General features: G+C 67.8%; 12 protein-coding genes. 10 read left to right on the top strand and 2 right to left on the bottom strand.

Annotation, left to right across the window (positions count from 1 at the left end):
* Positions 1 to 243 precede the first annotated feature (243 nt).
* From BLA15945_RS14765 to BLA15945_RS14775, 3 genes are all read left to right on the top strand, one after another.
* Complete coding sequence (locus BLA15945_RS14765; RefSeq protein ID WP_174992747.1) at positions 244 to 975, top strand: GNAT family N-acetyltransferase; 732 nt, start codon at positions 244 to 246, stop codon at positions 973 to 975.
* Positions 976 to 1,083: 108 nt separating this feature from the next.
* Entirely contained in the window at positions 1,084 to 2,043 is a 960-nt protein-coding gene (locus BLA15945_RS14770; protein WP_174992748.1) for an LLM class oxidoreductase, read from the top strand.
* Between the two features lie 346 nt (positions 2,044 to 2,389).
* Positions 2,390 to 4,858 carry a mechanosensitive ion channel family protein gene (locus tag BLA15945_RS14775; RefSeq protein WP_174992749.1) on the top strand — a complete coding sequence of 823 codons (2,469 nt, stop codon included), beginning with the start codon at positions 2,390 to 2,392 and terminating at the stop codon, positions 4,856 to 4,858.
* A 27-nt stretch (positions 4,859 to 4,885) separates the two neighbouring features.
* Here BLA15945_RS14775 and BLA15945_RS14780 read toward each other — a convergent pair whose 3' ends face one another.
* On the bottom strand, positions 4,886 to 5,722 hold the full coding sequence (locus BLA15945_RS14780; protein ID WP_174992750.1) for a CerR family C-terminal domain-containing protein: 837 nt from the start codon (positions 5,720 to 5,722) through the stop codon (positions 4,886 to 4,888).
* A 91-nt stretch (positions 5,723 to 5,813) separates the two neighbouring features.
* Between BLA15945_RS14780 and BLA15945_RS14785 the strand changes: the two genes are divergently transcribed.
* The 6 genes from BLA15945_RS14785 to BLA15945_RS14810 all read left to right on the top strand — a co-directional run bounded on the left by BLA15945_RS14785 (position 5,814) and on the right by BLA15945_RS14810 (position 13,675).
* Positions 5,814 to 6,938, top strand: coding sequence for an HlyD family secretion protein (locus BLA15945_RS14785; protein ID WP_174992751.1), 1,125 nt, complete (start codon positions 5,814 to 5,816; stop codon positions 6,936 to 6,938).
* Entirely contained in the window at positions 6,931 to 8,517 is a 1,587-nt protein-coding gene (locus BLA15945_RS14790) for an MDR family MFS transporter (RefSeq protein ID WP_059237287.1), read from the top strand. The genes BLA15945_RS14785 and BLA15945_RS14790 overlap by 8 nt, the downstream gene beginning before the upstream one ends.
* 13 nt (positions 8,518 to 8,530) lie before the next feature.
* Entirely contained in the window at positions 8,531 to 10,018 is a 1,488-nt protein-coding gene (locus tag BLA15945_RS14795) for an efflux transporter outer membrane subunit (protein ID WP_174992752.1), read from the top strand.
* 224 nt (positions 10,019 to 10,242) lie between these two features.
* On the top strand, positions 10,243 to 11,778 hold the full coding sequence (locus BLA15945_RS14800) for a catalase (protein ID WP_174992753.1): 1,536 nt from the start codon (positions 10,243 to 10,245) through the stop codon (positions 11,776 to 11,778).
* A 77-nt stretch (positions 11,779 to 11,855) separates the two neighbouring features.
* Positions 11,856 to 12,467, top strand: a complete 612-nt coding sequence (locus BLA15945_RS14805) for an ankyrin repeat domain-containing protein (protein ID WP_174992754.1) — start codon at positions 11,856 to 11,858, stop codon at positions 12,465 to 12,467.
* A gap of 356 nt (positions 12,468 to 12,823) precedes the next feature.
* Positions 12,824 to 13,675: a D-alanyl-D-alanine carboxypeptidase family protein gene (locus BLA15945_RS14810; RefSeq protein ID WP_174992755.1), complete on the top strand. Its 852-nt coding sequence runs from the start codon at positions 12,824 to 12,826 to the stop codon at positions 13,673 to 13,675.
* A gap of 34 nt (positions 13,676 to 13,709) precedes the next feature.
* Here the strand turns inward: BLA15945_RS14810 and BLA15945_RS14815 are convergent, their stop codons facing one another.
* Positions 13,710 to 14,504 (bottom strand): APH(3')-II family aminoglycoside O-phosphotransferase, encoded by a 795-nt coding sequence (locus BLA15945_RS14815; RefSeq protein ID WP_407045103.1) that lies wholly within the window; start codon positions 14,502 to 14,504, stop codon positions 13,710 to 13,712.
* A gap of 237 nt (positions 14,505 to 14,741) precedes the next feature.
* Here BLA15945_RS14815 and BLA15945_RS14820 point away from each other — a divergent pair, with 237 nt between their 5' ends.
* On the top strand, positions 14,742 to 15,902 hold the full coding sequence (locus BLA15945_RS14820) for an efflux RND transporter periplasmic adaptor subunit (protein WP_174992757.1): 1,161 nt from the start codon (positions 14,742 to 14,744) through the stop codon (positions 15,900 to 15,902).
* The last annotated feature ends 1 nt before the right edge of the window (position 15,903 follow it).

Consider the following 15,903-nt stretch of genomic DNA (forward strand, 5'->3'; position numbering starts at 1 on the left):
GCGAACGTTTCGAAACTGAAACGCGGGGGGGGGGGGGCGTCCGGTCGAGGACGTCCGGTCGCGCCTGCCTGCGCGCCGCTCACTCACGCCCCGGGCCGCGATCGCGGCGTTGCATCCGCGCGCCATCGCCGGCCGGCTTACAATCGCCCCACAATGGCCGCCCGCACATGAGCGCATGTGCGGGCCGGATCTTGCCTCGCGCGCGCGGCGCTTCGCCGCCTGACCGGAGACCCCACCCGACGCATGACCGACGCAAACGACTGGCTGGATATCGACTACCGGACGCTGTTCCGGCTGCGCCCGGATCGCCGAATCGAACGCGAGAACGATCCCGGCTGCTCGCCCGGGCCGCGCTTCTGGCTGGGCCGATGCGCATGCGGCACGCTGGCGGGCGTCCGCGCCGACGTGCCTGCGGACCTTGCGGACGAACTGACGCGCATGGCCGACAGCGAGCCGCCGTTGTCGGACAGCGTTCAGCCTGCGCATCTCGAACGCTATCTCGCGCAGCTCGCGCCTGTTTCGCACTGGAACATCGGCCTCGTGTACGCGCTGCCGAACGCGCTTGAATTCGACACCGGCGCGCACGTCGCGCTGGTCGACGGCAACAGCGACGCAGGCCGGCAATTGCGGCAATCGCTGTCCACGCACGGAATGCCCGGCGGCCTGCGCTCGATGGGCTTGTGCAGCATCGCCGATTTGTGGGCGCCGTGGTGCGCCGCTGTCGTCGACAGCGAAGTCGTGTCGGTCGCGTTTGCCGCGCGGCTGTCCGATACCGGCGCCGAACTCGGTCTCGCAACGGCCCCGGCGTTCCGCGGGCGCGGCCTCGCGGCAGCCGTTACCGCCGCGTGGTCGCGGTTGCCGTCGCTTCGCACGCGCACGCTGTTCTACAGCACTGACCGCGACAACCGCGCGTCGCAACGCGTGGCGTCACGCCTCGGGCTCGTGCTGCGCGGCACGACGCTGCGGGTCACGTAGCACCGGAGGGGACGGCACGGGCCGCCCCGCTCGCGCGTGACACAAACACGCTAGCATTCCGGCACGGCACCCCACACGTGCGCCCTGCCTCGCCCCAAAGGATCCGACATGACCACCCTCGCTCCCGCCCGCCCCGACGTCGCGCATCGCGTGTTTTGCACCGGGCGGCTGTCGATCGGCCTCACGCTTCCGCTGCTGCGCAGCGGCCAGATCGTCGCCGACTTCGACGAACAGCTCGAACTCGCCGCGCTGGCCGATACGCTCGGCTTTCGTGCGCTGTGGATTCGCGACGTGCCGCTGAACAGCGCCGACTATCCCGATCCGGTCGGCCATCTCGACCCGTGGGTGCTGCTCGGCGCACTGGCGGCGCGCACGCGCCGGATCGCGCTCGCCAGCGGCGCGATCGTGCTGCCGCTGCGTCATCCGCTGCATATCGCGAAAGGCGCGCTGTCGGTCGCGACGCTGTCGGGCGGACGCTTCATCCTCGGGCTCGGCTCCGGCGACCGGCCGCCCGAATACGCGGCGTTCGGCGTCGACGCGGAAACGCGGCGCGACCGCTATCGCGCGCACTGGGACGTCGTCGCGGCCGCGCTCGGCCTGCCGTCGCGCGTATTGCCCGACGAAGCGCCGCCCGATGCGCCCGAATTCACGCTGCTGCCGCGTGGCGACGACGCGGTGCCGATGCTTGCCGTCGGCTCGGGCGGACAAAGCGTCGACTGGATCGCACGGCATTCGATCGGCTGGATGACGTATCACCGCGATCCGGAAACGCAGCGCGCACGCTATTCGATGTGGCGCGCGGCGGTCGACCGGCTCGCTTCGCCGGACTTTCGTGCATTCGGCGTGTCGATGCGGCTCGATCTCGCCGCGGACCCCGATGCGCCGGCCACCGCGCTGCCGCTCGGTTACGCAACCGGGCGCCGCGCGTTGGTCGACATCCTGCGGGACATGCGTGCCGCGGGTACGCATCATGTCACGCTGAACCCAGGATCGGACCGGCCCGTACGGGAAGTCATCGAAGAAATCGCGGAGCACGTGCTGCCGTTCTTTCATGACGAAAATGCCTGATTCATCAGGAATCCGAATCCACTTGATGAGATACACAGGCCGATCGTGACCGGACGAACGCTCACGTAACGACGCGCCGCGCGCCGGTGCCGGCGCCTGCCAACACGCGCTACAGGCGCCTAACGACCGGGCACGCAGGCTGCTCCCGCATTCCGGTCGGTCGGTCGCACGCCTGCGTCCGGCACCTGCCTGCGCGAACGCGCCGCCAACGCCCGCGCCGCCTCGCGCATGCCCGATTCGAATAGTCGTCGACGGAACTATTCGGTCCCGATCGCGATCATGTTAACTTCCGTCCATCGTTCAGCCTGGCGGGCCGCGTGCCGATGCGCGCCCGCATGCCCACTCCATGCGACATTTCCTTCTCGGCTGGCTGCTTGCCGCCTTCGTCTCGGCCGCCCATGCGGCCGCCCCCGCCCCGGCCGCGGCGTCGGCCGCCTCCGGCACCGCGCCCGCCCTGACGCCGCAACAGGCCCAGCAGGCACTCAATGTGCTCGAAAACCCGCGCGATCGCGCGCAGGTCGAAACGACGCTGCGCGCGATCGCAGCCGTCGGCGCCTTGAGTGCGCCTGCGGTCGCGGCCAGCGAAGCGGCCGCCGCCAGCGGCGCATCGGCTGCCGCCGCCCCGACCGCACTCACATCGAACGGACTCGCATCGCTGCTCGTCCGCCAGGGATCGCGCTGGACCATCGAAATCGGCGGCGCACTGAAGGAGTCGCTACGCTCGCTGCTCGATATCGGTTCGGTAGGAAGCTGGTGGCATGACAGGCTCGTGCGCGCCGACGAGCGCGCGAATCTCACGCACGCGATCTGGATCATGCTCGCCGTGCTCGCGCCGGCGCTCTTCGTCGAATGGCTCGCGAAGCGGCTGCTGCGACGCGCGCTGGCCGCGGTGGCCGCACGGCGCGGCGACGCATCGCGCCAAACAGCATCCGATCCCGCCGCACCGGACGCGGACGACGCGGAGCCGGCAGACACCGCCCCCCCGCCCGACGCTGCCGGCGCCGACACGCCGGACGCAGCCCCCTCGGCGTCGCCTGGACGAGGCCACGCGCGGCGGCACACCACACTGCTGCACCGGATGCCGCGCGCGCTCGTCAGCCTCGCGCTGCGCGTGGTGCCGCTGCTCGTGTTCGTCGGTGCAGCGAGCCTGACGATGTCGCTGATCGATGACGCAGGCACGCCGGTCGAATCCGCACTCGAAGCATTGATCGACATCTACGTGATCTGCCGGCTCGTCACGATCGTCAGCCGGCTGTTCTTCCAGCCCGATGCGCGGCAGTTGCGGCTGGTGCACATCAGCGACGCATGGGCCGATTTCGCGCAACGCTCGATCGCGCGGATCGCGATCGTGGTCGGCGCGTGCACGGCGGCCGTCGAGATCGCCGCGAACTTCGGCCTCAGCGAAGCCGGCCATGTCGCGCTGCTGAAGGCCGTCGCGCTCGTCGGGCACCTGATGATCTCGGTGCTGATACTCCAGTGCCGCCAGCCGGTCGCGGCACGGATCCGTGCCGCCGGCGCCGACCGGCCGGCCTTCGCGGTCGTCGGCAACGCGCTCGCGGATGCCTGGGCGCCCGTATCGGTCTTCATCGTGATGGCCCTGTGGTTCGTCTGGGCGCTCGACGTCCACAACGGCTACCGCGTGCTGATCACTCTTGGCGGCCGTTCGATCGCCGTGATGATCGCGATGCGAATGGTGTCGATCGTCGTGTTCGGCGCGCTCGCGCGGCTGTTCCAGGGCCGCGACGAAGACCGCACGCTCGTCCATCTGCACGCGTACCGCTATTACCCGCTGCTGCGCCAGATCGTGTCGGGGGCGATCGGCATCGTGACCGTCGTGCTGCTGCTGCAGATCTGGGGCGTACCGGTCTTCCGCGCGTTCGAGACGGGCACGATCGGCCACCGGCTCGCGTCCGCGCTGGTGACGATCGCGATCGCGGCGATCGTCGCGCTCGTCGTGTGGGAAGCGGCCAACATCGCGATCGAACGCCGCCTGCAGCGCTGGACGCGCGAAGGCAACCTGGTGCGCGCGGCGCGGCTGCGCACGCTGCTGCCGATGCTGCGTTCGCTGCTGTTCGTGATGATCGCGCTCGTCGTCGTGCTGACGGGCCTCAGCGAACTCGGCGTGAACGTCGGCCCGCTGCTGGCCGGCGCCAGCATCTTCGGCGTCGCGCTCGGTTTCGGCTCGCAGAAGCTCGTGCAGGACTTCATCACCGGGATCTTCCTGCTGATGGAGAACGCCATGCAGGTCGGCGACTGGGTCACGCTCGCCGGCGTGTCGGGCACGGTCGAATACCTGTCGATCCGTACCGTACGGCTGCGCGCGGGCGACGGATCGCTGTACACGATCCCGTTCAGCTCGGTGACGACCGTCAACAACACGAATCGCGGGCTCGGCAACGCGGCCGTCAAGGTCAGCATCGCGTACGGCGAGGACATCGATCGCGCGATTGCGACGCTCAAGGAAATCGGCGCCGCATTGCGCGACGATCCGAAGTACCACGACGGCATCCTGTCGGACTTCAGCTACTGGGGCATCGACCAGGTCGACGGCGCGGCGCTCGCGCTGGCCGGACAGATGCAGTGCACGGACGCGACGCGCTGGAGCGTGCAGCGCGAATTCAACCGGCGGATCGCGGAGACGTTCCGCGAACGCGGCATCCGGATCGCCAATCCGCAGCGCAGCCTGGTGGCCTATGCGGACGGATCCCGGCCTGCCGGCAATGGTGAAGGCGAGCACGCCACCGACAACGGCAACGCGCCGGCAACGGCAGGCCGGCCGCCGTCGCCCGGCAACGGGGAGCACAAGCCGGGCTGACCATTCAAGGCGCGTGACGCGCCGTGCTCAACGCGCGGCGGGTTTCTTCACGCGCCCCGCGCTGTTCGCCGCGGGCGTTGCCGCCCCCGGTTTCGCCGTGCGTTTCGGCGCGGCGGAACCCTGCCCGCGCTTCGCCACGGTTTCCGAGCCGGCCACCGGCACATCGCGCTGCGCATGCCATTGTTCGAGCAGCACGCGCGTCTGGTCGGTAATCGTCTCGATCAGCAACGCCGCGCGTTCGCCCTCGAAAGCCTCCCAGTCGAGCAACTGCAGCGCCGAACGCTGCGCGATGTGGAACACCGTGAGCTGCCCGAACAGGCTCAGCGCGCGCAACCGCGTGACAGGATCGTCGCCCGGCCGCCCCGAGATGCGGCCGATCAGCTCGGCGCTCACGTCGTTCAGCGGCTTGCGCATGCGCGTCATCAGGATTTCGCTCGCGCTCGCCGGTTCCTGACCGCCCTGCTCGCGCGCGAAGAACATCCGCTGGTTCATCGTCTTCGGCGCGGTAAACATCCGGTCCGACAGCGCGCGCAGCAGCCCGATGAACGCGTCGACCAGCACGTCGACGTCCGCGTCCGCATCGAGCATCGCCCACGCATGGCCGACCGCCGGCGCGAACACTTCCCAGCCGTTCTCGGCAATCGTCTCGACACACGCGCGGTACACGCCTTCCTTGTTCTCGAAGTAGTACTGGAGCGCCGGCGCGTTCACCCCCGCCATCGCGGCGATCTCGCGCGTCGACGCCCCCGCGAACCCGCGTTCGCCGAACAGTTCGATCGCCGCCTCGATGATCCGCTGGCGCGTTTCGTCGCCGCGCGCGTAGCCGCCCGCCGACGTGCGGCGCAGCTTCTTCGCTTCGTTCATGCCTTCCTCGTCATTCGCTCGATCGACATTCTACTTGACACAATTTTATCAACTGGAATAATTCTTCCACTTGGAATAAATTGGACTCAGCATGTCGACGCCGCAAGACCCGCCACAGAAAGCAGATCGTCAGGAAAACGGAACAACGTCGCGCAACGGGAACGGCGGAACAAAGCGGCGCATCCTGCTCATTGCCGCCGTGCTCGCGGCCATCGGCGGCGCCGTCTGGCTCGGCCGCTGGTGGACGGTCGGCCGCTTCATCGAAAGCACCAATGACGCGTACCTGCAGGCGGACAGCATGACTGCCGCGCCGAAAGTCGCCGGCTACGTGACCGATGTCTACGTGCGCGACAACCAGCCCGTGAAGGCCGGCGATCCGCTCGTGCGGCTCGACGTGCGCCAGTACCAGGTTGCGCTCGCGCAATCGCTCGCGACCGTCGACGCCCGCCGCGCGGATATCGCGCGCGCAGAAGCCGACATCAGCCAGCAGCACGCGAATCTCGAACAGGCCGATGCGCAGGCGAAGGTGTCGCGAATCAACGCGCAGCACGCGAGCGACGAATACACGCGCTATGCGCCGCTCGCGGCGACCGGCGCCGAAACGCACGAACGCGTCGCCGACCTGAAGAGCACGCGCGACCAGGCAGCCGCGACGCTGGCCGCGAACAACGCGTCGATCGCCGCCGCGCGCACGCAGATCGCGTCGTTCACCGCGCAGCGCCAGCAGGCGCGCGCACAGCTCGAGGCCGCGCAGGCCAGCGCCGCGCAGGCGCAGCTCGATCTCGACAACACGACCGTACGCAGCACGCTCGCCGGTCGCGTCGGCGATCGCACGGTACGCGTCGGCCAGTACGTGCAGCCCGGCACGCGGCTGCTGACCGTCGTGCCGGTCGACTCGATCTATCTCGTCGCGAACTTCAAGGAAACGCAGATCGGCAACATGCGCATCGGCCAGCCCGTCGAACTGCATGTCGATGCGCTGCCGGACGGCGCACTGTCCGGCGTCGTCGACAGCTTCGCGCCCGGCACCGGCGCGCAGTTCGCGCTGCTGCCGCCCGAGAACGCGACCGGCAACTTCACGAAGATCGTCCAGCGCGTGCCCGTGCGCATCCGCGTTGCCGCCGATGCGCGCACACAACGCATGCTGCTGCCAGGGCTGTCCGTGACGGTCGACGTCGATACCCGTTCGGTCCGCGACGAGAAGCGCCATGGCTGACACCCCCGCCACGATGCCCGCGCCGCCGCACGAAGGCCGCGCGAGCGTGACCGACTGGATCGCGGTTGCTGCCGGCGCGCTCGGCGCACTGATGGCGACGCTCGACATTTCGATCACGAACTCCGCGCTGCCGCAGATCCAGGGCGAAATTGGCGCGACGGGCACCGAAGGCACGTGGATCTCGACCGGCTACCTGATGTCGGAAATCGTGATGATCCCGCTTGCCGCGTGGCTCACGCGCGTGTTCGGGCTGCGCAATTTCCTGCTGACGAACTCCGCGCTGTTCATCGCATTCTCGATGATGTGCGGCTGGTCGCATTCGCTGCCGATGATGATCGCCGGCCGGATCGGCCAGGGCTTCACGGGCGGCGCGCTGATTCCGACCGCGCAGACCATCATCCGCACGCGGCTGCCGCTGTCGCAACTGCCGGTCGGGATGACGCTGTTCGGCCTGATCGTGCTGCTCGGGCCGCTGTTCGGCCCCGTGCTCGGCGGCTGGCTCGCGGAGAACGTGAACTGGAGCTGGTGCTTCTTCCTGAACCTGCCCGTGTGCCTGCTGCTGATGGCGCTGCTGGTGTTCGGGCTGCCGTCGGACCGACCTCAATGGCACTCGTTCTTCAACGCGGACTGGCTCGGCATCCTCGGCCTCGCGATCGGCCTGAGTTCGCTCACCGTCGTGCTCGAGGAAGGCCAGCGCGAACGCTGGTTCGAATCGCAGATGATCGTCACGCTGAGCATCGTGTCGTTTGCCGGGATGGTCCTGATCGCGCTGTCGCAGCGCTTCGCGAAACGGCCGATCATGCGGCTGTCGCTGATGCGCAACCCGCGCTACGCGAGCGTGATCGTGATCGTGTCCGCGGTCGGCGCCGGGCTGTACGGCGTGTCCTACCTGCTGCCTCAGTTTCTCGCGATCGTCGCCGGCTACAACGCGGAACAGGCCGGCGCGATCATGCTGCTATCGGGGCTGCCTGCCTTTCTCGTGATGCCGATCCTGCCGCGCCTGCTCGGCAAGGTCGATTTCCGCATTCTCGTGATCTCGGGGCTGCTGCTGTTCTGCCTGAGCTGCATGCTCGACATCAGCCTGACCGCGCAGAGCGTCGGCCATGACTTCGTGTGGTCGCAGCTGATCCGCGGCGTCGCGCAGATGCTCGCGATGATGCCGCTCAACCAGGCGTCGATGGCGGCCGTCGCACGCGAAGACTCGGGCGATGCGGCCGGGCTCTACAACATGGCGCGCAATCTCGGCGGCTCGATCGGGCTCGCGATCATCGGCACCGTGATCGACCGGCGCACGACCTTCCATACGGCCGCGCTCCGCGAATCGGTGACCGCGAACTCGCTGATCGGGCAGGATCGATTGTCCGCCTATGCGGCCAACTGGTTCGCACACACCGGCGACCTCGCGTATTCGAACATGCGCGCGCTCGGGCAACTGGCGCAGCAGATCCAGATCCAGGCCGTCGTGATGACCTACTCCGAAACCTTCTATCTGCTGGGCCTCGCGCTGCTCGCCTGCGTGCCGCTCGCGCTGCTGCTGAGAACGCCGCGCGGGCCGCAACCGATGTCGTCCGGCCATTGAACCGTCTTACGCGATGAAATCCTTCTCCCTGCCCCGCCACCCTGTGCTCACGTTGTGCGCGGCCGCGTGCCTGCTCGCCGGCTGCACGGTCGGCCCCGACTACCCCGGCGCGCCCGCCGCACCGGATGCGCCGGCCTTCGTGCGCGCGCCGGCTGCCGGCATCGATGCCACCGCGCCCGCGCCGAGCGCGTGGTGGCATGCGTTGAACGATCGCCAGCTCGACGACCTGATCACTGCCGCGCTCGTGTACAACCCCGATCTGCACGCCGCGCAGGCACGCTTGCGCGCCGCGCGCGCGCAGCTCTCGCAACAGCGCGCGGCGCAGTTGCCAAAATCGTCGGCCACCGTCGCGGCCATCCGCATGCGCGAACCGGACGTCAGCGCGCTCGGTTCACTGCTGCCGTCCAACGGCTCGAACCAGTCGGGCGGCACGTCGCCGTCGCTCGGCGGCTCGGGGCCGTTGCAGCTCTATTCGGCGGGCTTCGACGCAACCTGGGAAATCGACCTGTTCGGCGGCACGCGGCGCGCGGTCGAAGCGGCGTCCGCACAGGCCGAAGCGGTCGATGCGGACCTCGCCGATACGCAGGTGTCGATCGCGGCCGAAGTCGCGAATGCGTATGTCGACCTGCGCGACCAGCAGCAACGGCTCGCGCTGTCGCAGCGTACCGCCGGGTTGCAGCAGAAAATGCTCGAACTCACGCAGCAGCGCCGCGCGCGCGGCGTCGCGGCCGATGCGGACCTCGAACGCCTGACGACGCAGGTCGAAAACACGCGTGCGTCGCTGATCCCGCTCGACGCGCAAGTCACCGAATCGCTCGACCGGCTCGCGATCCTGACGGGCCGCGCGCCGGGCGCGCTCGACGCCGCGCTGTCGACACCGGATGCCCCGCTGCCGACGCTGCCCGGCACCGTCGCGATCGGCGATCCGGCCACGCTGCTGAAACAGCGCCCCGACATTCGCGCGGCCGAACGCCGGCTCGCCTCGAGCAATGCGCAGATCGGCGAGCATGTCGCCGACTATTTCCCGAAGGTGACGCTGCTCGGCGATCTCGGCTTCAGCGCGACGGACCCCGGCCATCTGTTCCGCAAGCAGAATTTCACGTGGGTCGGTGCGCCGTACCTGCAATGGAACATCCTCGATTTCGGGCGCACACGCGGCGCAGTGCGGGCAGCCGAAGCATCGCGCGACGAAGCGGAAGCCAACTATCAGAAAGCCGTGCTCGGTGCATTGCAGGACGCCAACACCGCATTGCAGCGTTACGGGCATCAGCGCGAACACGTCGTCGCGTTGACGAAGGTGCAAACGTCGGCCGTGCGTTCGCGCTCGCTGATGGACCAGCGCTATCGCGCGGGCGTCGCGTCGATGATCGACCTGCTCGATACGCAACGCGAAGCGCTGTCCGCGCAACAGAACGTGATTGCGGGGCAAGCCGAGCTGATCAAGGACTACGTGTCGCTGCAAAAGAGCCTCGGGCTCGGCTGGCAGACGAACGCCGGGTGACGGTACCGGCACGCATGATGCACGATCGATGCATCATGCGTGCGCAATGACTCATTGCGCACGCAACAATACTGGTTCGTTTCGTCCGCAACGAACGGGCTCTCGCCGTGTCGATTCCGCCGCTATCGACGACATATCGAATATCAATTAGCCAATCCCCTGACGATCTCTTCTAATTCAGTCGGCTTCCCCACCACCGATCGGATTCAAGGAGTTCCATCGTCATGTCCTCATCCTCCAATCGCGTGCTGCGGCACGCAGTTGCCGCCATCTGCGTTGCCCTCTCCGCTTCTCCGTATGCCGCCGAACTCACGCGCGACACCGGCGCACCCATCGGCGACAACCAGAATTCGCAGACGGCCGGCCCGGCCGGCCCCGTGCTCCTGCAGGACTCCGCGCTCATCGAAAAACTGCAGCGCTTCGACCGCGAGCGCATTCCGGAACGTGTCGTGCATGCGCGCGGCACCGGCGCATTCGGCGAGTTCGTCCCGAGCGCCGACCTCTCCGAGCTGACGAAAGCGAAGGTCTTCACGCCGGGCACCCGCACACCGGTGTTCGTGCGCTTTTCCACCGTGATGGGCTATCGCGGCTCACCCGAGCAGGCACGCGACCCGCGCGGCTTCGCGGTGAAGTTCTATACGCAGCAGGGCAACTGGGACATGGTCGGCATCAACTTGCCCGTGTTCTTCATTCGCGACGGCATCAAGTTCCCCGACTTCGTTCACGCGAACAAGCCAAGCGCCGTGACCGGCGTGCAGGATCCGAACCTCGCGTTCGACTTCTTCGCGCACACGCCCGAAGCGACCCACATGCTGACGATGCTGTACTCGAACGCGGGCATGCCCGATTCGTATCGACACATGGACGGTTTCGCGGTGCATGCGTTCAAGTTCGTCAACGCGCAAGGCGACGTGCACTACGTGAAGTTCCACTGGAAGAGCCAGCAAGGCGTGCATGGCCTGCGTCCGCAGGACATCGCCGCTTCGATCGGGCGCGACTGGAACATGATGACGAACGACCTGTACGGCACGCTCAAACAAGGCGATTTCCCGAAATGGGATCTGTATGTGCAGGTGCTCGCGCCGCAGGACCTGAACCGCTTCGACTTCGACGCACTCGACGACACGAAGGTCTGGGCTGGCGTACCTGAACGCAAGGTCGGCACGATGACGCTCAATCGCGTGCCCGACAACTACTTCCAGTCGACCGAGGAATCCGCGTTCGCACCGTCGCGGCTCGTGCCGGGCATCGAGCCGTCCGAAGATCGGATGCTGCAGGATCGTCTGTTCGCGTATGCCGACACGCAGATGTACCGGCTCGGCGCGAACTTCATGGACCTGCCGGTCAACCGCCCTGTCGTGCCCGTGGTCAACAACAACCAGGACGGCAAGATGAATGCCGGCGACCGCAAGGGCGAAGTGAACTACGAGCCGTCGACACAGCGCGAGCTTGCGCAGGATCCGCAGTACAAGTCCGTGCGCATGGCGCTCAACGGCACGACGCAACAGGAAGCGATCCACAAGAAGCTGCTGTTCCGTCAGGCCGGCGAGTACTACCGCGGCCTGTCGCAGCAGGACAAGGACGATCTCGTCACTGCGTTGTCCGGCGATCTTGGCCAGGTGAAGAACGCGCAAAACCAGTACGCGATGCTGTCGTACTTCTACAAGGCCGATGCGGACTACGGCACGCGTCTCGCGCAAGCCGTTCACGCAAATGTCCAGCAGGTGCAGTCGCTCGCGGCGAAGCTGAGCGAGAACTGATCCCGCGACGCCGGTCGCTGCCGACGTGCGCGGTTGTGCCGCGCACGTCGGCCTGACTTCTTCATCAGGACACCCCCATGCGCTCAGAACGCTTCACACGCGCGATCCGCGCGGCTGCAATGACTGTGGCGCTGGCCGCGATCGCCGGCTGCGCGCACCTGCCCGACCAGCCGACGTACGGCAAGGCCGATCCCGCCGCACTGCGCCGCTACGACGGCGACTGGTTCGACGCTGCGCGCGTCGGACGCGTCGATATCCTGCGCGCGTTGCGCGACGCCGGCTATCCCGTCGACGCCACCGACAGACACGGCTATACGGCCGTGATACTCGCGTCGTACGACGGCCAGCCTGCCGCGCTCGACTACCTGCTGTCGGCCGGCGCCAACGCGTGCATCGGCGATCACCACGGCAATACGGCGCTGATGGGTGCGCTCTTCAGGAACGCGCCCGGCATCGCCCGGCGCCTGCTCGACACGCGTTGCCCGATCGATCAGACGAACGGCGCCGGCGAAACCGCGCTGGGGTTCGCGACGCTCTTCAATCGCTTCGAACTGATTCCGCTGCTCGTTGCGCATGGCGCAAATCCGAACCATGTCGACCGGCGCGGACAGTCGCTGCTGCAGCTCGCGCTGACGCACGACAACACTTACGCCGCGGATGCGCTGCGGCAAGCTGGTGCCAGGCAGTAGCGCGGCCGGCCGGCAGGCAGATCGGCCGGCCACTCGATGGCCTCGTTCCGGACAATGCGGCGCCAACCGAGCCGGCCGCCTATTCACGCTCGTGACCGGCATCGCCGAGGCACTTTTGTCCGGAAATGCCCACGACTCGCTGCATGCATATCTCGTAAAATACGGACCGACGAAGCACGACGATCGTCAACATCACAGTCGACATCGAGGCCAGCCGGCCGAAGCAAGGATCGATTCATGGCGTCGCGTCGGCACACCGATTCATCCCCCACACAGGTTGCAACTTGAAGTCGCATCACCATTCACTCCGTCTCCGCCTGTCGACGCTCGTCGCAGCCTTCGCATCGTGTGTCGCCATGTCGACGGGTCACGCCGCCGCCAGCCCATCGCCCAACGTCCGCGCCGCATCGTGGATCGTCGTCGACGGCGAGTCGGGCCAGACGCTCGTCGAACATGACGCCGACGCCGAACGCCAGCCCGCCTCGCTCACCAAGCTGATGACGGCCTATCTCGTGCTCGACGCGCTCAAGCACGGCACCGTGCGATGGGACGAGAAGCTGGCCGTCGACGCGGCCGACATCGGTTCGGTCGGCAACGATGAAGCACGGATGTATCTCGTGCCCGGCCAGCATGTCCCGGTGAAGGAACTCGTCCTGGGTCTCATTGCGGCGTCCGCGAACGACGCGGCACTGGTGCTCGCGAAGCGCATCGGCGGCTCGCCCGAAGGGTTCGAGCAGAAGATGAACGCGATGGCGCACCAGCTCGGGATGAACCACACGCACTACACGACGCCGTCCGGCATCACGACGCAGGGGAACACCACGACGGCACGCGACCTGTCGGTGCTGGCGTTGCGCCTGACGAACGATTTTCCGGAGTACTACACCTTCTCGTCCGAGCAGAATTTCTCGTACGGCTCGTTCCGCAAGCGCAACAAGAACTGGCTGCTCGGAAAGGATCCTTCCGTCGACGGGATGAAGACCGGCCACACGCAAGCGGCCGGCTACTGCATCGTGGCCACTGCGAAGCGCCGGCAAGCATCTCCGCCGATGACGCGACGCGTATTCGCGGTCGTGCTCGGGGCGCCCACGGCGAACGACCGGATCGTCGGCGCCGGCAAACTGCTGAACTATGGATTCTCGGCATACAACGATCAGCCGGCCGCCGGCAGTTCCGGGACGCACGTGGTTACGCAGAGGGTGCAGTAAGGCGTTCGCTCACCATCGGTGAACACCTGCGCACTCAGAAAAACTCGTCGAGCAGCCGATAGAACGCAATCCGGTCGGGATCGGGGTGTTCGATCCCGTAGCGCGTGAAGAAACGCGCGACCCATTCGCTGCCCAGATCCGCTTCGATATCGCGCGCCGCCAGCGCCAGATCCTGATAACGATCGGCCACCCCCAGTCGTCCGCAGTCGATGAAGCCGGAGAAGCGGCCGTCGTCGGCCATGAGGTTGGGCAGGCACGCGTCGCCGTGCGTGACGACCCTGTCCTCGGTCGACGGCCGGTGCGCGAGAAGCCTCGCGAACAGTGCGTCGAGCGGCACGCCCGCATTCGTGTCGTCGAGGTTGTCCTCGTCGGCGAGCCCCGCATGCATCCGTGCGCGGGCCCGCTCGATGCGATGCGCGGCGCCGTGATCGAACGGGCACGTGGCCGGATCGAGCCGATGCAGCGCACGCAGCGCGTCGGCCATGATCGCCACCTTCTCGGCCGGCGCGAGCTGCGCCGTTTCGAGGTTGTCGCCGCGCACGGCGCTCAGCAGCATCCACTCGCGCCCCGCCGCCGACGCCACGTCGAGCACCTGCGCGCCCGGCAGGCCCGTGCTCGCCAGCCAGCGCAGCCGCGCCGCCTCGTCACGCAATTCGCCCAGCGGCCCCGCGGGCGCCGTCTTCACGAACCGGCGTGAGCCGTCGCGCGCATCGAGCCGGAACACGGCGGCGTCCGACTGACCGTCCGTCTGCCGCGTCCATCGGCAGCCGGCCAGCCTGGCCTGCCACGCCATCGGCACTTCGTTGCCGAGCGGGTCGTTATCGATCACGTCGCGGTCGATCCTCGTTGACTGGGCCGGCAGGCGGAATGCCGACGACCCCGCGCGCATGATACAGCGCCGCGACCATTCGTCCGACCATTCCGGCGTTCGCTGACACCCTCTTTTCGATTCCTTTCGCCGGCTCCATCGAATCTCCATCTTTCCGCATAAAAGCCCCCAACTAATCCACGCAAACTCCGCCTCGTCAAAGCAGGCAGTGGGCTGCCTGCGTTTCCTGGAGTCGCGATGAAAAATCAGAAACGATGCTGCTACAGCGCGGTATGCGCGCTGGTGGCGGCAATGCTGGCGGGTTGCGGGCCCGCCGAACAGCAGGCCGCCGCACCGGCCACCCCGGTTGCGGCCATGACCGTGGCAGCCACGCCCCTCGACGTCACCGAGGATCTGCCGGGCCGCGTCGCGGCCGTGCGGGTGGCCGAGATCCGGCCGCAGGTGAGCGGCATCGTGCAGCGCCGCCTGTTCGAACAAGGCACCGAAGTACGCATGGGCCAGCCGCTGTTCCAGATCAATCCGGCCCCGTTCAAGGCTGAAATGGACACGGCCGCGGCATCGCTGCAGCGTGCGCAGGCCGCGCTCGAACGCGCCAAGGTGCAGACGGCCCGCTTCAAGCCGCTCGTCGAAGCCGACGCGATCAGTCGCCAGGTGTACGACGACGCCGTCTCGCAACGCGACCAGGCCGCTGCCGACGTGGCGCAGGCCCGCGCGACGCTCGCGCGCCGCCAGCTCGACTTGAAGTTCGCGACCGTTGAAGCGCCGATCGCCGGCCGCATCGACCAGGCGCTCGTGACCGAAGGCGCGCTGGTGTCGAGCGGCGACAGCCAGCCGATGGCGCGCATCCAGCAGATCGACCAGGTCTACGTGGACGTGCGCCAGCCCGCCGCGTCGCTCGAATCGTTGCGCGGCGCACTCGCGGCGCAACCGCGAACGTCGGACAGCAACGGCCTGCCGGTCGACGTGCTGCGCGACGACGACACGCGTTACGACGTGAAGGGCCGCATGCTGTTCTCGGGCGTCAACGTCGATCCGGGCACCGGCGACGTGCTGCTGCGCGTGCTGGTCGACAACCCGAAACGCCAGCTGCTGCCGGGCATGTACGTGCGTGCCCGCATTCCGCGCGCGCACTACGCGAACGCGGTGATGGTGCCGCAACAGGCGGTCGTACGCGCCGGCGGCAAGCCGCAGGTATGGGTGCTCGACGCGAAGGGTACCGCGCATCTGAAGGCTGTCGAAGTCGGCGAACTGACGAACCGCAGCTATCGCATCAAGTCGGGCCTGCAGGCCGGCCAGAAGGTCGTCGTCGAAGGCATGGAACGCCTGATCGACGGCGCGCCGGCCGCCGCGACCGACTGGAAGTCGCCTGACGCGGCCGCCACCGCGTCCGCGCACTGAG

The organism is Burkholderia arboris, assembly GCF_902499125.1.
In the GTDB taxonomy this organism is placed as follows: Bacteria; Pseudomonadota; Gammaproteobacteria; order Burkholderiales; family Burkholderiaceae; genus Burkholderia; species Burkholderia arboris.